Annotated in this window: 19 protein-coding genes; 16 read left to right on the forward strand and 3 right to left on the reverse strand. The window is 37.3% G+C overall.

Annotated features, from left to right (window positions below):
- The first annotated feature begins 44 nt into the window (after positions 1-44).
- The 10 genes from CEF18_RS23325 to CEF18_RS23370 all read left to right on the forward strand — a co-directional run bounded on the left by CEF18_RS23325 (position 45) and on the right by CEF18_RS23370 (position 12,542).
- On the forward strand, positions 45-773 hold the full coding sequence (locus CEF18_RS23325) for a FadR/GntR family transcriptional regulator (RefSeq protein WP_110938933.1): 729 nt from the start codon (positions 45-47) through the stop codon (positions 771-773).
- A gap of 227 nt (positions 774-1,000) precedes the next feature.
- Complete coding sequence (locus CEF18_RS23330) at positions 1,001-2,014, forward strand: mannonate dehydratase (RefSeq protein ID WP_110938934.1); 1,014 nt, start codon at positions 1,001-1,003, stop codon at positions 2,012-2,014.
- Positions 2,015-2,041: 27 nt separating this feature from the next.
- Positions 2,042-2,539: a tripartite tricarboxylate transporter TctB family protein gene (locus tag CEF18_RS23335; protein WP_110938935.1), complete on the forward strand. Its 498-nt coding sequence runs from the start codon at positions 2,042-2,044 to the stop codon at positions 2,537-2,539.
- Positions 2,540-2,551: 12 nt separating this feature from the next.
- Entirely contained in the window at positions 2,552-4,069 is a 1,518-nt protein-coding gene (locus CEF18_RS23340; protein WP_110938936.1) for a tripartite tricarboxylate transporter permease, read from the forward strand.
- Positions 4,070-4,137: 68 nt separating this feature from the next.
- Complete coding sequence (locus CEF18_RS23345; protein ID WP_110938937.1) at positions 4,138-5,208, forward strand: tripartite tricarboxylate transporter substrate binding protein; 1,071 nt, start codon at positions 4,138-4,140, stop codon at positions 5,206-5,208.
- A gap of 223 nt (positions 5,209-5,431) precedes the next feature.
- Positions 5,432-6,370, forward strand: coding sequence for a 5-dehydro-4-deoxyglucarate dehydratase (kdgD, locus tag CEF18_RS23350; RefSeq protein WP_110938938.1), 939 nt, complete (start codon positions 5,432-5,434; stop codon positions 6,368-6,370).
- Positions 6,371-6,405: 35 nt separating this feature from the next.
- Positions 6,406-7,869, forward strand: a complete 1,464-nt coding sequence (gene gucD / locus CEF18_RS23355) for an alpha-ketoglutaric semialdehyde dehydrogenase GucD (RefSeq protein WP_110938939.1) — start codon at positions 6,406-6,408, stop codon at positions 7,867-7,869.
- Positions 7,870-7,981: 112 nt separating this feature from the next.
- Positions 7,982-9,352, forward strand: coding sequence for a glucarate dehydratase (gudD, locus tag CEF18_RS23360; RefSeq protein WP_110938940.1), 1,371 nt, complete (start codon positions 7,982-7,984; stop codon positions 9,350-9,352).
- Between the two features lie 297 nt (positions 9,353-9,649).
- Complete coding sequence (gene garD, locus CEF18_RS23365; RefSeq protein ID WP_110938941.1) at positions 9,650-11,173, forward strand: galactarate dehydratase; 1,524 nt, start codon at positions 9,650-9,652, stop codon at positions 11,171-11,173.
- A gap of 34 nt (positions 11,174-11,207) precedes the next feature.
- Complete coding sequence (locus CEF18_RS23370) at positions 11,208-12,542, forward strand: hypothetical protein (protein WP_110938942.1); 1,335 nt, start codon at positions 11,208-11,210, stop codon at positions 12,540-12,542.
- 71 nt (positions 12,543-12,613) lie between these two features.
- On the opposite strand, the gene mqnE is transcribed toward CEF18_RS23370, so the two are convergent.
- Entirely contained in the window at positions 12,614-13,708 is a 1,095-nt protein-coding gene (gene mqnE / locus CEF18_RS23375) for an aminofutalosine synthase MqnE (RefSeq protein WP_110938943.1), read from the reverse strand.
- Between the two features lie 204 nt (positions 13,709-13,912).
- On the opposite strand from mqnE, the gene CEF18_RS23380 reads away from it, so the two are divergent.
- On the forward strand, positions 13,913-14,263 hold the full coding sequence (locus CEF18_RS23380) for a HesB/IscA family protein (RefSeq protein WP_110938944.1): 351 nt from the start codon (positions 13,913-13,915) through the stop codon (positions 14,261-14,263).
- Positions 14,264-14,384: 121 nt separating this feature from the next.
- Here CEF18_RS23380 and CEF18_RS23385 read toward each other — a convergent pair whose 3' ends face one another.
- Positions 14,385-15,380: an NAD(P)/FAD-dependent oxidoreductase gene (locus tag CEF18_RS23385; protein ID WP_110938945.1), complete on the reverse strand. Its 996-nt coding sequence runs from the start codon at positions 15,378-15,380 to the stop codon at positions 14,385-14,387.
- A gap of 468 nt (positions 15,381-15,848) precedes the next feature.
- Between CEF18_RS23385 and CEF18_RS23390 the strand changes: the two genes are divergently transcribed.
- The 4 genes from CEF18_RS23390 to CEF18_RS23400 all read left to right on the forward strand — a co-directional run bounded on the left by CEF18_RS23390 (position 15,849) and on the right by CEF18_RS23400 (position 18,761).
- Complete coding sequence (locus tag CEF18_RS23390) at positions 15,849-17,057, forward strand: NAD(P)/FAD-dependent oxidoreductase (RefSeq protein WP_110938946.1); 1,209 nt, start codon at positions 15,849-15,851, stop codon at positions 17,055-17,057.
- 313 nt (positions 17,058-17,370) lie between these two features.
- Positions 17,371-17,508, forward strand: coding sequence for a YuiA family protein (locus tag CEF18_RS26195; RefSeq protein WP_183041199.1), 138 nt, complete (start codon positions 17,371-17,373; stop codon positions 17,506-17,508).
- A 151-nt stretch (positions 17,509-17,659) separates the two neighbouring features.
- A complete protein-coding gene (locus CEF18_RS23395; protein WP_110938947.1) occupies positions 17,660-17,980 on the forward strand; it encodes a YuiB family protein in 321 nt (106 codons plus the stop codon).
- Positions 17,981-18,107: 127 nt separating this feature from the next.
- Positions 18,108-18,761: a 3D domain-containing protein gene (locus tag CEF18_RS23400; protein ID WP_110938948.1), complete on the forward strand. Its 654-nt coding sequence runs from the start codon at positions 18,108-18,110 to the stop codon at positions 18,759-18,761.
- 31 nt (positions 18,762-18,792) lie between these two features.
- On the opposite strand, the gene CEF18_RS23405 is transcribed toward CEF18_RS23400, so the two are convergent.
- Positions 18,793-19,269, reverse strand: a complete 477-nt coding sequence (locus tag CEF18_RS23405) for a divergent PAP2 family protein (RefSeq protein WP_110938949.1) — start codon at positions 19,267-19,269, stop codon at positions 18,793-18,795.
- 542 nt (positions 19,270-19,811) lie between these two features.
- Between CEF18_RS23405 and CEF18_RS23410 the strand changes: the two genes are divergently transcribed.
- Positions 19,812-20,375, forward strand: coding sequence for a TRAP transporter small permease (locus tag CEF18_RS23410; protein ID WP_223292463.1), 564 nt, complete (start codon positions 19,812-19,814; stop codon positions 20,373-20,375).
- The last annotated feature ends 40 nt before the right edge of the window (positions 20,376-20,415 follow it).

Here is a 20,415-nt window from a genome sequence, read left to right on the forward strand (position 1 = left end):
ATATTGTCTTACAATTATAATTAATAACAAAGGAGGAAAAGAGTATGATAGATAATGATAAAAAAGGGATGGATATAAAATCGCTCAGTCGTAAATCGCTTTCTAAACAAGTAATGGATGAATTAATTGACCTGCTAATGACAGGGAAGTATAAACCAGGGGATCGTATCCCATCTGAATTTGAACTAATGGATATTTGTAATGTTAGCAGACCTGTGATTAGGGAAGCTTTGACATCTTTAGAGGTAATGGGGATTATTAACCGAAAAACCCGAAGTGGTAGCTTTTTTTCCGATAAAATAGGCAGCAAACCTTTTTCTATGATGCTTGCTCTTTCGGCCGGAGACCTTCCTTCTATCATTGAAATAAGAGTTGCACTGGAGCTAGGTTTAGTAACACTGGCAGCTGAAAAAATTACGGATGAAGAATTACGTATGCTAAGAGAAAATATTGAAAAAATGAGAACGTTACCAACAGAAGATTCTTCTGAAATTGATAAAGTATTTCATAAAATAATTGCTCATAGTGCCCAAAACTCACTTTTTGAAGGAATGATTGATCCATTGCAAAAGTTTCACCAAAAGGTTTTGGATCACATTCCTTTAGAAGATCGAAACTTAACTGATACGTTGAATTATCATATTGATATTTACAATGCGTTAGAAAAACGTGATCCGGTAGAGGCATATATAAGTATGTATCGTCATCTAGATTTCGTAAGGAAAAAAGCATTAAAAGGAATAGAAAAAAGCATGTTAAGCTCCGAAGAATAGATCATTGTGTTCTATTTTTCACTTTTTTAATAAAATTAAGAAAATTCAGTATTGACTTATTTTTTTAATTGTCTTACAATAAAATTATCTTACAGAGAACTACTCAGTTTAAAGACTTTTTAAAACAATTAATGAAAGCGTATTCTTAAAAGTGTTTGACCGGTTAATATCAAAGGAGATTATAACAGACCAACATAGAAAGAAACGGTCTGAATGGAGGAAAAGTAATGATGAAAGTTTCTGTAACAACAACTAAATTTGACTTGTCGGATGGCGATCTAAAACAAATGTGTCAATTAGGAGTAGATTGCGTTGATTTTGGGACAGGTTCTTCGTTTCCGGGTGTAAAAGAACAAGGGTTTCCAGATTTGGATGCCGTTTTGAAAATGAAAAAACGAGTACGTTCTTTTGGTTTAGATGTTAATCGAGTGACATTACCTGATATTTCGCAAAAATTTATGAACGATGAAAAAGGTAGCGAGAAGGAATTAGAAAACTCTGTGAACTCGGTAAAGGTTTTTGGTGAAGCAGGTATTAAACTTGTTAGACAACGTTTCGCTGGAGATACTTTTAATTACATGACGAAGAGTTACCAAGCTCTTCAAAGAGGAGGAGCGATTGCCCGAGGAGAAAGCTTAAGTTTCCAAAAAGAACTGTTTGAAACGCCTACTTTGGAGCAGCATGAACAGTGGAGAAGTCGTTTCCGTGATGCGTATTCCAAACTAGTTCCAGTTTGTGAAGAATATGAGGTGAACTTAGGAATGCACCCTTCCGATTCACCAAATCATGAAACGCCATTTGGTGGTTTGGGTTTCCGGCGAATAATGGATGAGTTTCCAAGCAAAAACGTAGGTTACATTTACTGTGTTGGAACAAGAGCAGAGGAAGGTGGAAGCCCATTAGTGTTAAATGAAATTAACCACTATGGCAGAAAAAATCGAATCTTTCTTGTTCATTTTCGTAACGTACGTGGATCGTTACCAACAGCAGGAGCTTTTGAAGAAGCCCTACTAGATGATGGTGATATGAACATGTATAAGATTCTACTAGAACTGAAAAAGGTTGGATACAATGGCTGTTTAAATCCTGATCATGTTCCAATGATGGAAGGTGATAACCCTGACCTTGATGGAAATTGGGCTCACTCCAATATAGGTTGGAGTTATGGAAGTGTAGGTTTTGCATACTCAATCGGATATATCAAGGCTTTATTAGCAGCACTAGTGGAATTTGAAGGATAGTTTTTCTTAAGATTGGGGGAGGCTGCGATGGTAAAAAAATATAAAGATATTTATGCAAGTGTTTTCTTACTAGTTGTATCAGTTATTATGTTTATTGCTACTTTTAGTATTCAAAAATTAACAGTCTCTAAAATTGGTGCAGACTTTGCTCCGAAGTTGGTCGCTATTGGGATTTTCATACTTAGCTTAATTTTATTAATTAACACTATTAAACAAGTAAAAAATCCACAAGCTGTCGTTGTCGATAATGAAGACGATGACGATGAAAAGGGGAATCAGCCAATTAGCAAGTTGTCTGTTTTAGGTACATTAGGCTTATTAATTGGATACGTTGCATTAATGCCTTTAATTGGTTTCCCAATTATGACAGCTATTTATCTGTTTTTACAAATGTATTTACTGGCAGAAAAAGCACATCGGAATATTACACTTTTTCTAATTATATCCGTTGTTTCTTCTGGGGTAATCTATTATTGTTTCAAATCAATATTTCATCTAAGGTTACCATCTGGAATCTTAGGATAAGGAGGTGTTAGAATGTTTGATTTATTTTTGGAAGGGCTTACATCAGTAATGACCTTTAAAACGATCCTGTTTATCCTGCTAGGTGTAATAATGGGGCTTGTGTTTGGTTCTATTCCAGGACTAACAGCTACCATGGCCATTGCAATCACCTTACCTATGACATTTGGGATGAGTCAAATGGATGGGATGGCTATCTTGATGGGGTTATATATTGGTGGTGTATCAGGTGGTTTAATACCAGCAATTCTGCTGAAATTACCGGGAACTCCCTCATCCATTGCAACAACTTTTGACGGCTATCCAATGGCAAAAAATGGTGAGGCAGGAAAGGCCTTTGGATATGCGATCGTGTTTTCGTTCTTAGGTGGATTATTAAGTATCTTCATCTTGATGCTTGTTGCCCCACCATTAGCGACAATTGCTCTCAAGTTTGGACCTTATGAATACTTCGCGATCACGATATTTGCTTTAACGATGATATCCAGTTTAGCTGGCAGTTCATTAGTGAAAGGTGTACTGGCTGGATTAATGGGAATTGGATTAGCGATGGTTGGTTCAGCACCAATTGATGCGTTTCCAAGGTTTACATTTGGGTATAGCGGCCTTGATGCAGGTTTCAATTTGCTTCCTGTTCTAATCGGACTGTTTGCCGTAGCAGAGATAATAAAAGCATCCGAAAGGAAAATCAAAAAAGAGAAATCAATCGAGTATAAAATGAAAGGTTTTGGATTTTCACTGGTGGACTTTTTCAAACAGGGATGGAATGGTTTAAGGTCAAGTATCATTGGCGTTGCTATCGGAATATTACCTGGTATAGGTGGAGGAACCGCTAATATTATTGCTTATGTGACGGCTAAAAACCAATCAAAAACTCCTGAGAAATTTGGAAAGGGAATTCCAGATGGAGTTGTAGCTTCTGAATCAGCGAATAACGCTGCGATAGGAGGAGCACTTGTACCTTTGATTGCCTTAGGAATTCCTGGAGACACGGTGACAGCTCTTCTTCTTGGAGGATTAGTTATTCATGGGTTAACCCCTGGTCCATTGTTATTCCAGGATAATGGCGATGTTGTTTATGGGATTTTTATTGCACTAATTATTGCGAACGTTGCTATGATAGCTTTCCTTTATTTTGGAATGAGATTCTTTACGAGAATTTTAAGTATACCTAAATATATTCTTTTACCAATCATCTTAGTATTATGTGTCGTTGGAGCGATTGGCGTAAATAACCGTATGTTTGATGCAGGAGCACTTTTATTATTCGGAATCCTTGGCTATTTAATGCTGAAATATAAATTTCCAGTTGCACCTGTTATTCTTGGATTTATTTTAGGTCCACTTGTTGAAACAAACTTGCGAAGAGGACTTATGTACTCACAAGGTGATTTCTTACCTTTCCTTACAGAACCAATTGCAGCAGTATTCTTAGGTTTAGCTGCCTTATCTATTATCTTTAAAATTAGAGATAATCATAAAAAGAAACGAAAAAAGTTAGAAAGTCTAGACAATACGAATAACGGAATTTAGTCCACATTAATTTTGATAGGGGGGGTTACTCCCTTGTTAGAATATAAAAAATTATAGGAGGGTTTATTATGAAATTAGTTTTAAAACCATTGGTAGTATTGTTGGCTATTATGTTTCTAACTGCAATTATTGTTGGGTGTTCGAATGAAGAAAGTTCTAGTGAATCGACGGGTAATACTGAGGAAACAGCAGAAGCAGAACAAACTGATGAGGCTGAAGAGTCGGCAGAAACGGTGGCGGATGAGATGAATGATAGTTCAGAAGATGCTGTCGATTACCCTACTGAACCAATAACATTTGTTGTTCCTGCTGGAGCAGGCGGCGACACGGATCTAAATGCAAGAACATTAGGTAAATATCTGGAAGAAGAATTGGGTCAACCTGTTGTTATTTCCAATGTTACTGGAGCTGGTGGTACTGTAGGAGCAAGAGAGGTTTTAGATGCCGAAGCAGATGGACACACTGCATTATTCTTTCATAACTCCATGTTATTAAATAAAATTTTAGGTTTAGTTGATTTTAGCTATGAAGATATGAAACTAGCAGGAATTGCTGTACTAGATCAAGGAAATACATTTATGGTAAGTGCTGATTCTGAATTTGAAGACCTTCAAGATATGATTGAATTCGCTAGCGCTAACCCAGGAGAAGTTTCAATTGCTACTGAAGTTGGTGGATTTACACACTTACAACTACTAGCTCTGGAAAAAGACCAGGATATCGAATTAAATATTGTGGATGTTGGTGGAGCAGCTGATAAAATCGCAGCTCTTCTAGGTGGACACATTGATATCGTTCCTACTTCTTTAGGGTTAGTAACAGAATATGTAGAATCCGGAGATATGAGATCTCTTGGCATTATGGCTGAAGATTCAGTCGACTTAATGCCTGATGTTCCAACCTTCAAGGAGCAAGGCGTTGATAGTAGTTTTGAAAAATTCTTCTTCTTAGGTTTTCCTGAAGAAACACCTGACGAAATTGTAGAAGCATTTTCAACCGCTCTTGAAAAAGTCGTAAATAATGAGGAATATGTAGCTGAAGCTAATAAATTCTTGGTTTCACCAACATACATGAATCCGCAAGAGGCATTTGATTACATGCAAGAAACAGAAGCTTACTACACAGAACTTTCTGAGTAGAAGGGTTTGATTGCAAGTCAAACTGAATGGGGCTCAAGACATGGTTATGTTATGAGCCCAAACAGTTTTAGTTGGTAGGAATAGTTGTGAAAATTAAGTTTTTAACGTTGACACATAAGTTCATTTGTCTTACAATTAAAACAATCATTGAATTGTAAGACAAATGAACAAAATAATTAATTAACATTAAAAGAACTTTTAAAATCGAAGGGAGTATTTGGTCATGACTAGTAAAAGAAAAGCCCCTACAGGAATTTTAGGTTTTCCAACAGCACCATTAAATGAAAGCGGAAACATTGATGAAAAAGCATTAGCCATCAATATAGACTACCTAATAAGAGAGGGGCTAAGTTCTATCTTTATTGCTTGTGGATCTGGTGAGTTTCATGCAATAAGCAGATTAGAGTATCAGAGAATGGTAGAGGTTGCTATTGAAACTACAGATGGCAGAGTACCAGTTTACACTGGAGTTGGTGGAAACATTAAAGACGCTATTGAGTTACTCAGATTATCGGAAGACTTAGGTGCAGATGGGTACTTAATTCTTCCTCCATACCTTGTTAATGGAGAGCAAGAAGGTCTATACAACTACTACAAAACAATTATTCAAACGAGTGAACTAAATGCAATTCTTTATAACCGTGATAATGCAATTGTTAATTTAAATACATTACAACGTCTAGTAGATCAGTTCCCACAAATTGTTGCCTTAAAAGATGGCCATGGTGACATGGAATTAAATTTAGAATTGGTTCAAACAATCGGTAATCGTCTTGAGTGGTTGAACGGAATGCCTTTCGCGGAAATTACCATGCCTGCTTATGCAAACATTGGGTATAGCGCCTATTCCTCAGCAATGTCAAACTACATGCCACATATTTCAAAAATGTTTTACGATGCGTTACTTGAAGGCAATGAAGCTCTCGTCAGTGAAATATATATTAATGTCCTGCTTCCAATTAACCGTATTCGAAAAGCAAGAAAAGGCTATGCTGTTTCTCTTATTAAAGCGGGAATGGAAATTCAAGGGTTTCCAGTTGCAAATACTGTTCGCCCACCTTGTATACCAGTTGAATCAGGCCATTACCAAGAACTGAAAAAGATAATTGTTTCAGCATTGGAAAAATATCCAGTTACAAGTGAACAAACTACTAATCTATAATTATGATTCATTAAATTTTGATAGGAGGAGTTAAAATGACAGTTGATACAAAAAAAGAAACCTATTTAAACTTTGTAAATGGATCTTGGACGGCTTCTACAAGTGGTGAGGTTATGCCAAGTTTAAACCCAGCAAATAACGACGATATAGTAGGATATGTGCAAATGTCTACAAAGGAAGAAATAGACGATGCTGCTACAGCAGCAAAAGAAGCTCAAAAAAGCTGGAAGAAGCTATCGGGTAACGATCGTGGGGGGTTCCTATACAAAGCTGCGGACATTTTAGAAAGTAGATTGGAAGAGATTGCCGAGTGTATGACTCGTGAAATGGGGAAAACATTTCCAGAGGCAAAAGGTGAAACAGCTCGGGGAGTAGCGATTCTTCGTTACTACGCAGGAGAAGGCTTGCGTAAAGAAGGGGATGTTATCCCATCAACAGATAGCAGTGCACTCATGTTTACAAGCCGTGTGCCATTAGGTGTTGTAGGCGTCATTACCCCATGGAATTTCCCAGTGGCGATTCCAATATGGAAAATGGCACCAGCTCTCATTTATGGAAATTCTGTGGTTATTAAACCTGCACAAGAAACAGCTGTAACTTGCGCAAAAGTAATTGAGTGCTTTGAAGAAGCTGGATTCCCCGCAGGTGTAGTTAATATGGTTACAGGATCCGGTTCCGTAATTGGTCCAGCGTTGACAGAGAATCCTAATGTTAACGCGATTACTTTCACTGGTTCAAATGGAGTTGGAAAAGTCATTGGTCAAGGTTGCTTAGCTCGTGGAGCAAAGTACCAATTAGAAATGGGTGGGAAAAATCCTGTTATCGTGGCTGCTGATTGTGATATAGATCTAGCAGTGGATGCAACAATAAGTGGCGCGTTTCGTTCTACTGGACAAAAGTGCACAGCTACAAGTCGTGTGATTATTGAAGAAGCAGTCTATGAAACATTTAAAGAAAAACTATTAAAGAAAACAGCTGAAATTACAGTTGGAGATGGCTTAAAAGAAGGAATATGGATGGGTCCGTCTGCAAGTGAAAATCAATTAAATACTGTGCTACATTATATTGAAAAAGGGAAAGAAGAAGGAGCAACTCTTCTTGCTGGTGGAAACCGCTTAAAGGGTGAAGGTTTTGACAGTGGATATTTCGTAGAGCCGACTATCTTTGAAAATGTTACTTCTGAAATGACCATTGCTCAAGAAGAAATATTCGGTCCAGTAATAGCTCTTATACAAGTAAACAACTTAAAAGATGCACTACACATTGCAAATGATGTTGATTTTGGCTTATGTGCTTCAATTTTCACAAGTAATATTCAAAACATGCTTTCATTTATAGAAGATATGGAAGCAGGGCTTATACGTGTTAATTCAGAAAGTGCCGGTGTAGAGCTTCAAGCCCCCTTTGGCGGTATGAAACAGTCTAGTTCACACTCCCGCGAGCAAGGTGAAGCTGCCAAAGAATTCTTCACATCGATTAAAACTATTTTTGTGAAATAAATATAAAAGAGGCTGGGTCAAAAAGATTTCCTTTTTGACCAGTCTTAGCTTAAAGAAGACAGTTTTAACAAATTTTTTGAAAAGATTATTTAACATACAGGGGTGATTCCATATGCAAATTCAACAAGTTACGAATGAAAAAGCAACCTCAACACCGGTAATTACGGAGCTACAAGTCATACCAGTTGCTGGACATGACAGCATGTTGCTTAACTTGAGCGGGGCACATAGTCCGTTTTTCACTCGTAATATAGTGATTTTGAAAGATAACTCGGGTAACTTAGGTGTTGGCGAAGTGCCAGGTGGTGAAAACATTCGACAAACGTTAGAAGATGCAAAGCCATTAGTCGTTGGTCAGTCAATTGGAAAATATAATAACGTTCTTAACTTAGTAAGAAAACAATTTGCAGATCGGGATACCGCTGGACGTGGACAGCAAACATTTGATTTGCGTATTGCGGTACATGCGGTAACAGCACTCGAATCAGCTCTTCTTGACCTTCTTGGTAAACACTTGAATGTACCAGTGTCTGCGCTTCTTGGGGAAGGTCAACAGCGTGATAAGGTTGAAGTATTAGGATATTTATTCTACATCGGGGACCGCAACAAAACAGATTTACCTTACTTAAGTGATCCTAATGGAGAAGATGATTGGGCTAGGTTACGTCATGAAGAAGCGATGACTCCAGAGGCAATTGTTAGATTGGCGGAAGCAGCTCATGAGCGATATGGTTTCAATGATTTTAAATTAAAGGGCGGTGTATTACGAGGTGAAGAGGAGATGAAGGCGGTTACATCACTGGCTAGGCGTTTCCCAAATGCTCGAATAACACTTGATCCCAACGGTGCTTGGTCACTAGATGAAGCGATTAAACTTTGCCGAGGTCAACATAACGTACTTGCTTATGCAGAGGATCCTTGCGGAGCTGAGAATGGTTATTCAGCTCGTGAAATAATGGCAGAGTTCAGACGTGCGACAGGTCTAAAAACAGCTACAAATATGATCGCAACCGATTGGCGTCAAATGGGTCACTCCATTACTTTGCAATCTGTTGATATTCCATTAGCAGATCCACATTTTTGGACGATGCAAGGTTCTGTCCGCGTCGCACAAATGTGTCATGAATGGGGATTAACATGGGGATCGCATTCCAATAATCACTTCGACATCTCTCTAGCGATGTTTACTCATGTGGCTGCAGCTGCCCCTGGGGATATTACAGCAATTGATACGCATTGGATTTGGCAGGATGGTCAGAACTTAACAAAAAATCCTTTTGAAATAACTGATGGGAAGATTGAAGTTCCACAAAGACCAGGTCTAGGCATTGATATCAATATGGAACAAATTGAAATCGCTCACAAGTTGTATCTAAAAGAAGGATTGGGTGTTCGTGATGACTCTGTAGCTATGCAATATCTGATCCCAGGATGGGAGTTCAATAACAAACGGCCATGTTTAGTTAGAGACTCCGACATATAAGATAACATAACGTAGTCGCAGGAGTAGACCGAAATTGGGTCTACTTTTCATTTAAAAGATAAGAATGCATAAATTTAATAAAAGACGCTATGCGTTTTTCTTAATTATTACTGTTTTCTTAAATGGTCTAGTTAGTACAAGGTGGTGCTCGAATAAGCTCTAGCTGGACGTTTTCTGAGGGCAACGCTGGAGAAGGTGCTTTTCACTTCGACCATTTCCATAAAACAATAAGGTTTACGAAAACAGCCTAATTTTTTATTATAAATGTTAAAAACAAAATTTAAAAGGAGGATTTTTATGGCCTCGCAGATATCAGATGAGATTCCATTATATATTAAAGTCAATTCGCAAGACAACGTGGCAATTATAGTTAACTCCGGTGGTTTAAAGCAAGGGACGTTGTTTTCATGTGGTCTTACATTATTCGAATTTGTACCTCAAGGACACAAGACGGCTTTAGTGGATTTAGAACAAGATCAAGAGATCATCCGCTACGGGGAAGTAATTGGGTTTGCTAAAACGCCTATTAAAAAGGGAAGCTGGATTAAAGAATCGCTAGTACAAATGCCAGTTCCGCCTGAACTAGATAAACTACCGCTTGCCAATAAAGTGCCCGATGCCCAGCCACTTATGGAAGGTTATACCTTTGAAGGATTTAGAAATGCTGATGGGAGTGCAGGAATCAAAAACATACTTGGAATAACTACTAGCGTTCAGTGTGTTGCAGGTGTACTTGATTACGCGGTTAATAAAATCAAAAAAGAACTTCTTCAAAACTATCAAAATGTTCATGATGTTGTAGCGCTAAATCACACATACGGGTGTGGTGTTGCCATTAATGCTCCTGATGCTGAAATACCGATTCGCACGATTCAAAACATAGCTAGCCACCCTAACTTCGGAGGAGAAGTAATGATTGTGGGATTAGGGTGCGAAAAATTACAGCCAGATAGATTAGGTAATGAGGAAGATATTGTTTCACTCCAAAACCAACAAGGTTTTACAAACATGGTCAAAATGATTATAGACATGGCTGAGGAACGTTTAGAAATTTTAAATAAGAGAGAGCGGGTAACTTGTCCAGTTTCCGATCTAGTCATAGGTTTGCAATGTGGTGGGAGTGATGCCTTTTCAGGAGTAACAGCTAATCCTGCTATAGGATATACTGCTGATTTACTTGTTCGAGCTGGGGCAACCGTTTTGTTCTCCGAAGTAACTGAAGTGAGAGATGCGGTCCATTTATTAACCCCACGAGCTATAAATAAAGAGGTTGGTCAAGGGTTGATACGTGAAATGAAGTGGTATGATGACTATTTACAAAAAGGGAATGCTGACCGCAGTGCAAATCCTTCTCCCGGAAATAAAAAGGGTGGTTTGTCGAACGTAGTTGAAAAGTCGCTTGGTTCTATAGTCAAGTCTGGAAGTAGTCCTATTTCAGGTGTATTAGCACCTGGAGAAAAGGCCACCCAAAAAGGCTTGCTGTTTGCTGCAACACCGGCGAGTGATTTTGTCTGTGGTACATTGCAGCTCGCTTCCGGTATGCATCTTCAAGTTTTTTCTACAGGGAGAGGAACGCCTTATGGATTATCAATGGCACCGGTAATTAAAGTTTCTACAAGAAATGCCTTATTAGAACAGTGGAGCGATTTAATTGATATTAACGCTGGCACCATAGCTACAGGCGAATCGAGCATAGAGGATATTGGGTGGGAATTATTTCATTTCATATTGGATGTTGCAAGTGACCGTAAGAAAACATGGGCAGATCACTGGGGGATAAGCAATGACCTTAGCCTGTTTAATCCAACCCCAGTGACATAATATTTCGGTCTTCAAGAAAGGGGATGACAGCTGCATGCGCAGTTATCTCATTTTATCCATGTGTATCTTGTTTCTCATCCAATATTTTGCAAATATTGAATGGTTAGGATACTTGGTTGTCATCATGGCTATTTTATCATTTTTGGCAAGCGTATCCATTTCAACAGGCTGCTTTCCAAGAATAATAGGAATAACTATGATGGTAACCGGGATGATTTTAGAACTAAATAAAGGCGCAGGTTTTGAAGGAATAAGTCAAGGACTGCTATTAATTTTACCATTAATATGCCTTGTCACTCTGGCCCCACTTCTTTCACTTCCACTAAAACTAGGTGGATATTTTGATGCCGTTGATGCCTTACTGCGTAATTTATTACATCATCCTAGACAGTTATTTGCTGGTATTACTACAAGTTTATTTATATTAAGTCCAATATTAAGCTTAGGTTCTGTCCGGATTATAAGTGAATTTCTTACCGATATTAAACTTCCTTCTGCAATGTCCGTAAAGGGTTATATGATCGGGTTTTCAACTGCAATCATGTGGTCACCATATTTCGCTTCTGTTTCTCTGGTGCTTTACTACTTAGAGATGCCTGTTGGGAAATATATTTTGTATGGGATCGGTTTATCCTTTCTTTCTTTAATAGTTGGAAACATTCTTTTTGCTTTTTGGGAACGTAATCATCCTTTGAGTAAAAGTTATGATCCGAAAATTCCGCTAAATAAAAAACATCGTTTTAAACTGTTCCAACTAGGCTTTTTTGTCATAGTCTTGATGACAACATCCTTAACGATCGAATACGTCACAAAGTGGTCGATGATTGTGATAGTTAGTTTAATTTCTCTTTCGTTACCGATCATATGGGGAACAATAGCGAATGGATGGCACAGGCTAAGTACACTGCTAAAAGTATATCGTGATCAATCTGTCATGTTGATGAACAACGAAATCATGCTTTTCACAAGTGCAGGATTATTAGCTCATGCTATCCAGGGAACAGGCTTTGCAAATGCATTAAGTGAGTTTTTAACGATTTTAGCTAATCGATCGTTCCTATTGTTTGCCATAGCTGTGATGGTAATCGTGTTATCTATAACCTATGTGGGGATACATCAAATCGCCGTAGTTGCTGCGCTAGCTATGCAATTAAATCCAGAAGAATTAGGTATAACTACCTTAGCATTGGCGATGTTGCTTCTGTTAGCATGGTCAATTTCTTCAACCTTAAGTCCATTTTCGGGTTTAAATTTAATGGTCAGTCGGATTGTAGGCATCTCTGGTGTTCAAACCGGACTTAGAGCTAACGGCCTACATTTATCTATTCTGACTTTTCTAGGAATTAGTATAATTATGTTTATTAAATAGTCTGTAAGCTTAGCACCGCTCATTAAAAAGGATCATACCAATTGATTAGTTGGTATGATCCTTTTTAATTGTTAGTACCTCTTAATTTCTTTATAAAATGTATCTCTTTCCACCGGTTGTTTGTCGGCACCTTTGATCATATGCACCAGTTCTTCTCTAGTCATCCCTTGAGATGTCAAGGCTCCTGCAGAGTGAGAAATTCTTTCTTCGATAAGCGTCCCATGAATATCTGAGCTACCAAAGGAAAGAGCCATCTGTGTAAGCTGAGGACCGATATTAATCCAATACGCTTTAATGTGCTGGAAGTTATCAAGCATTAAGCGGCTAATTGCAATCGTACGAAGGTCGTCATAGGCAGATGTTCGACGTTTAAGACCTGCGTTGACACTTTTAGGTTGCATGGCTAACGGAATAAATACCATGAAGCCATTGGTCTTATCTTGAAGCTGTCGTAGTCTGTCCATATGAATAAGACGTTCTTCCTTTGTTTCGATTCCACCGTATAACATTGTTGCATGTGTTTTTAATCCTAGATCATGAGCAATCTCATGGGCTTCAAGCCATTCATACGTAGAAGCTTTATCTGGGCTCATTTTTGCACGGTAACGCTCTGTTAAAATTTCAGCTCCGCCACCCGGCAGTGTATCTAATCCAGCGTCAATTAATTTTTCCAGTACTTCTCTCATTGTTAATCCTGCATGACGTGCAAAAAATTCGATTTCAGCACCTGTGTATGCTTTTACTGTCACTTGTGGATAATGTTTCTTTAATGCTCTAATTGTGTCTAAATAGTAATCGAAAGGAACTTCGGTGTTGTGCCCGCCGACAATATGGAATTCTTGGATGTTATCATTCCAGCGATCCGCGACATATTTTAATAATGCCTCTTCGTCCATCGTATATGCGCCTTCTTCGCCGGGTTTCCGCTTGAATCCACAGAATGCACAGCTAGCTTCACATACATTGGTAGGATTTATATACATGTTTTCAATAAAATAAACGTTTTTGCCGTTTTTATTTTCGTTCACATAATTTGCTAGTTGAGCAATGCTTAGAATGTCCGTCGTTTCATATAGCTTTAGACCATCCTCAATAGACAGCCTTTCTCCATTAATAACTTTTTCTTGGATGCCCTTTAAACTTTGATCCAGTAATACTGTACTCATTTTATCCCCTACCTTTTATATGTAGTAATTGTTATTGTTATTGTCATTTCGGTTCACGAAACTCTCTTCCATCTTACCATCAATTTGCCAAGTGTGCCAAACAGTACTACCCAATCTAGGCAGGATATTCGAACAGGATTCTTGATGATAGGAGAATTAATCGTTATAATTAGAATTAGAAACAAACAGGTAGGAGGGAATTTAATGTTAAACATAACTGAATCAGCAGTAAGTCAAGTGAAAGCGATGATGGAAGCAGAAGAGAGTGCTAAATTTCTTCGCGTAGGTGTTCAAGGTGGAGGCTGTAGCGGTCTTTCTTATGGTATGGGATTTGATACAGAAGCTGGTGAAGACGACACAACCTTTGAAACAGATGGTATACAAGTATTAGTTGATAAAGAAAGTCTCTCCATGCTTGAAGGTGTAAAAATAGATTACAAACAAAATATGATGGGCGGCGGCTTTACATTGGATAATCCGAATGCGATTGCCTCATGCGGATGTGGTTCTTCTTTCAGAACAGCTAAGAATGCAGGCAAGCCCGAAAATTGTTAATAACCGCTCATACACAACTAGCCTTTCTATAGAAGGGCTAGTTTTTTATTCCTAATTTCTAATAAAAAAGATCAACCTAGAAAATTAGGTTGATCCCATAAGAGTTCAGTTAAATTCATTTTTAAAACAAACTAGTACTATGCCCTGCAGTTGCACTTGCTGTAGGGTCGATATAAACTTTTGCTTTATTGATAGCTGTTGGTGCTTCTCCAAAACCGGAGGCAATTAACTTTGCTTTACCTTCATATGTGGCAATATCTCCGCAAGCGTAAATACCATCTATGTTTGTTTCCATACTAGTATTGACCATAATGGCATTCTTTTTCAGTTCAAGACCCCACTCTTTTATAGGACCAAGATTGGAAACAAAGCCATAATTAACAATGAGCGTATCAATATCTATTTTATGAGTAGCTTCTCCCTTTGTTTCTTTTAACGTGACAGCAGTAATCTTATCTCCGTCATGATCAAGAGATTCGATCATATAAGGTGTACTAACGTTGATTTTCTCTGAGCCTCTAAGTTGTTCAACGCTATGCTCATGTGCACGGAACTTATCTCTACGGTGAACGATGGTGATTTCTTTCGCAATATCTTCTAACATCAGTGTCCAATCCACAGCAGAATCACCACCTCCTGCTAAAACAACTCGGTCACCGGCAAATTGGTTTAAATCGTTGACAAAGTAATGAAGATTTTTACCTTCAAACTGCTCGGCACCTTCAACATCAAGTCGTCGGGGTTTAAATGCGCCAACTCCGGCTGTAATAATGATGGTCTTAGAGTAATGCTCTTCCTTATCCGTAGTTAATTTAAAAACATTATCATCATCCTTTTCTAGTTTTGCAACGGACTGTTCCAAGACTATCGTAGGGTTAAACTGCATGGCTTGCTCTGTTAAATTGTCCACCAGTTCCTGAGCGCGAATTTTTGGGAAACCAGCTATATCATAAACATATTTTTCGGGATACAGTGCGGATAATTGCCCTCCCAATTGCGGCATTGCTTCAATAACTTTTACTTTTGCTTGTCGCAGTCCACCGTAGAAGGCAGTAAATAATCCAACAGGACCACCTCCGATAATGGTAATATCAAATATTTCTTTTTCTTCAGCCAAGACTTACACCTCCATCAAAATTCTTTTGTTATTCACATATGTATTATAGACATTATTATTATAACTTTCAATTTTTCAGAAGGATCCTATTTTATCTCTAATGAAAGAAATTTTAATTATATGATAAGTTTTCATGTTAAAATGAAGGCGTATCTGGAAATAATGTAAGGTTTTCTACTAAAAAATCAACAGTATTATTAAAAAGTTCGAAAAATAGTTGAAAAATAGTAAGATAACCCATATGATAATAAGGGATTAAAAACATATTCTCAATACTTATATGATTAACCTCAGGACTTATATGATTGATCCTTCCTAATTTGTCCCTTACATTTTTTATGGATTTGTACGTGAACTATATCACAAACATATTTTTGTTGATGGTAATAAAACACACGCTTGACATGTAAACTTATTGGGAAAAATGGAGAATAAGAATCAAGAATCAGAATGATTGGAGTGAGTATTATGAATAAAAAGCCGAAAATAGTTATATTAGGTGCGGGCTACGGTGGAATTATGACAGCCTCTCGTTTGATAAAGTCAAATACCCAGCAGGATGCAGAAATTACATTAGTGAACAAGCATAATTATCACTATCAGACTACGTGGTTGCATGAACCGGCAGCGGGTACACTTCATCACGATAAAACAAGAATGGAAATCAGCAGTGTGATTGATCTGAAAAAGATTAATTTTATTAAGGACTCTGTGGTAGAAATCAAAAAAGACGAAAAGAAAGTAATCCTAGAAAATGGCGAAGTTGATTACGACTATTTAGTTATAGGATTAGGATCTGAGCCAGAAACCTTTGGTATTCCAGGTGTAAACGAAAATTCGTTTGCCATAAGAAGCGTAAACTCTGTTCGATTACTTCGTGAACACATTGAATACATGTTTGCTAGCTATAATAAGGAAGATGAAAAACATGAAGACATACTTACGTTTGTAGTTGCAGGAGCAGGTTTTACCGGGATAGAATTTGTCGGAGAACTTTCAGAGCGTGTACCAGAACTTTGTGAAGAATATGATATTGATCCTAAAAAAGTAAAGATTTATTCCGTGGAAGCTGCACCAACTGCTTTACCTGGTTTTGATGAGGAACTTGTTGAATATGCAATGAATGTTCTTGAAAGCCGTGGAGTTGAGTTTAAAATCAATACACCTATTAAAGAAGTTCAAGACGGAAAAGTACTTCTTAATGACGGAGAGGAAATCAAGTCACAAACCATCGTTTGGACTACTGGGATCCGAGGAAGTTCTATTATTGAAGATTCAGGGTTTGAAACGATGCGTGGCCGAGTAAAAGTGGAGAAAGACTTAAGAGCTCCAGGTTATGATAATGTATTTATTATTGGGGACTGTGCATTGATCATTAATGAAGAGATTAATCGTCCATATCCTCCTACCGCTCAAATAGCAATCCAACAAGCTTATACCTGTTCTAAGAATCTAAAAGATTTAATCAGTGGAAAAGAAGAGCTTGATGTGTTCAAACCGGAAATTCAAGGAACGGTGGCTTCTCTTGGTGGTAAGGAAGCGATTGGTCTAGTAGGAGACCGTAAGCTATACGGAGGTTCTGCATCTGCAATGAAGAAGATAATTGATAATAAGTATCTGTTTCAATTAGGTGGAGTGCCATTGGTGTTGAAAAAAGGAAAGTTTAATTTCTTTTAAATCGAATATAGGGAAAGGGACTGAGAAAGGTGATTTTTACTTTTTCAGTCCCTTTTTTTAAAAAGAAATACGAAAGTCAAAATTAACAGCTTTTTTACGCTGTTTACGCCGCTAATAACAAGCGAAATAGTTTGACGCTTCAGTAATATAAAACTTTAATGGATTACATAGATAATCCACAGTATTTCAAGGAAAACACACTAATACAGAAGATGGGAGGTTATTTTACCACTTGATTTGTAGGATGTTTTTTGATATATTATCAGAAACTTCAGTTAATTGGTGATTAATTAAACATCGGAAGGTGACTAAAATGGCATTACATGATAAGAAACTAAATGAGAATGATTGCGAATACTGTACAGGTAAAGGTTATAATCAATTATTATTAGGTGGTTCGGAGACTTGCGCAGGGTGTCTGGGGTCAGGAAAAAAGCAGCAATCGGCTTAATGAAAAAGAGAAAATAAATGAGCAAAGGATACACTCACTTCTAGTTCAGCTGACTAGGAGTTTTTTTGCTGTTATTTCAAAGAAACAATAATTGATTTTCTCCTCGATATTAAGTAAACTAAAGTTTGACCTAATGGGGGTGGAACAAGTAATGTTGAATTTACCACAATTTATAATTGCAGTATTATTATATTTTATTTTGTTTTTTGGAATTGGTTTTATTTTGAATATGCTTCTTCGTTCAACTTGGACGATGGCTATCATTTATCCGATTGTTATTTTCTTTATGGTTGATGACTCAGGAATCTTTAGCTACTTTACAAATGCAGGAGAATCTTTCGCATTATTAGGCGATGGTTTATTATCATTAACTGCAATTGATATTATTATATTAACTGCTGGTATGATCGGAGCTTTATTATCAGGTCTTGCAATTAAAATGCTTCGTAATAGAGGATATCAAATGTTTTAAGTGAATTGGCATGTCAATTAGTCAACTATGACTATTGGCATGCCTTTTATTTTGGCTTTTTTCAGATGAATATTGAATACTCTTCGCATGTTAGGGCAACCTTGATTGATGAGAGGAGTGTCCAAAGATGAATGTATTTCAGAGAACATTAAAAATGATTGCATTATTTGGATTATTTATTGGAGCGCTATTATCGACATACATCGGTATTACAAATGTAAGTCTTCTGCAATTAAAAGAATCTGTATCAGATATAGCAGTTATGAAGGATGCAACGCGAAAAGAAGAAGTTGAGGAATTACCTAGTGACCCAACCAAGTCAGATGTTAATAACAATGACATGGTAACAGTTATGTCAGAAGCCGGCTATCCAAAAAAAGAAGTGATTGCAACCGGGTATACAGCTGGTATCGAATCAACAGGGAAATCCGAAGAACACCCTGAATATGGAATAACGTTTTCAGGCGTGAAGGTAAAGCGTGATCTTTATTCCACTGTTGCTGCGGATCCAGAAGTGTTTCCGATAGGTACTATACTGTTTATACCAGGGTATGGTTACGGAGTAGTAGCGGATACTGGGTCAGCTATTAAAGGAAATATATTGGATTTGTATTATGAGACGGTGGAAGATGTATATAATCTATGGGGGAAAAAATCAGTAGAGGTATTTGTTATAGAAGAAGGGGCCGGGCTACTGACTGATGACACGTTAGAGGATTTAAATGAAGCGGAGGAAGTACAGGGATTTAGAGAATTGTATCCAGGAGAAAAAAACTCATAAAAAAATGCTGGGTAATATAGCCAGCATTTTTTTAGTATAGGATTGCATGAGCAGAGAGAGCAATAATTATACCAAGTAATCCACCGAAAAAAACTTCTATCGGTTGATGACCTAACAGTTCTTTTAGTTCCTTGCGTTTCTCCTGCTCTTTTTTTTCAGGCCAATTTTTCATTTCTAAGACAATTTTATTGTAATCAGTTACGAGTCGGTTAACGACAGTCGCTTGTTCCCCAGCATGGCGACGAACACCAGTGGCATCAAACATAACGATAATCCCAAAGATAGCCGAAAGTGCAAAGAACGTAGAGTCTAGACCGTACTCCAAGGCAATTGCAGTAGATAAAGCAGTTACAGCTCCAGAGTGTGAACTAGGCATCCCCCCCGTACTAGTAAATAATGTCCAATCAAATTTTCTAGATGCAATAAATTGGAGAGGTATTTTGATAAATTGAGCAAATACAATTGTGAAAAGTGCAATCCATAAAGGGAAGTTTGTTAATATCTCCATAAAGTATTTATTTCCTTTCTAGACAATGCTTCAAATTTACGACACATATTAAAAAACAATAATTTTAATTATAACATAGGAAGCTCTAAAGCTTGTTCTGTAACATCGTTATTTCAAATATACTTTTCCCTTTTCACGACTTCTTTAAACGAAGAGAAAGATGGAATAGACCTGGACTTATTATCATATTTAAAACCTAAAAAAATCAAAAAAGTCGTTTAATTGTTAAGAAACAGGGTAATTAGTAGTGAATCACAGACTTTGAGTATATTGCTAGTATTGACAGCTGAGGAGAGGATATAGCCATTGTAAACACGTTACTGACGATAAGGATATTATTTCCTGAATAATAAGAGAATTTGTGCCTGTATAAGTTTTGTGGTTATTATTGATTTGTTTTATGATATTTAATAGGCGAATATACGAAAAAATAATTTTCATTTTCCGAAAAAAATATTATATCACCAATTCATTCTAGTCTTCAGACAGTGTTACATAATTTAAGATATCTCAAGATAGTAAAAAGAAGGGGGGATATACCATTGGAAAGCTCGCAAACAAAAGAACCGAAAAAGAAAGCGCAAAATAAAGTATTTAAAGTGCTAGACGCCTCGCTTCATACAGCAGAGAAATTTATCCTTAGTTGGTCCATCATTGTTATTTCGGTCATGACTTGTGGAAATGTTTTGACTAGGATAATTACAGGTTCTAGTTGGCACTTTGCAGCTGAAATTAGTCGATTGGCTGTAATAGTAGCTACCTTTTTGGGAATTAGTTATGCTGCAAGGAAGGGAAGACACATAAGTATGTCTGCCTTTTTTGATTTATCTCCAAAACCTGTTAAAAAGTTTTTAGCTATCTTTAACCCTTTAGTTACTGCAATAGTCTTAATTACCATCGGTTACTTTGGAACAATTTACACATACGGGATCTACGAGACAGGTCGTACTACAGCAGCCCTTGAATTCCCTTTTTGGTTAATGGTAGTAGCTATTCCATTAGGTTGTTTTATCGGCGCTATTCAATTTTTACGCAATATGTGGATGAACATAGTTAATAAAGAAATTTATATTGCAGAGGATAAAAAGGACTATGACGAACAATAAAACATTAGATTGTCAGTGGGAACTGTCTATATGTAATAAA

This window comes from Salipaludibacillus neizhouensis, from assembly GCF_002886185.1.
Lineage (GTDB): Bacteria > Bacillota > Bacilli > Bacillales > Salisediminibacteriaceae > Salipaludibacillus > Salipaludibacillus neizhouensis.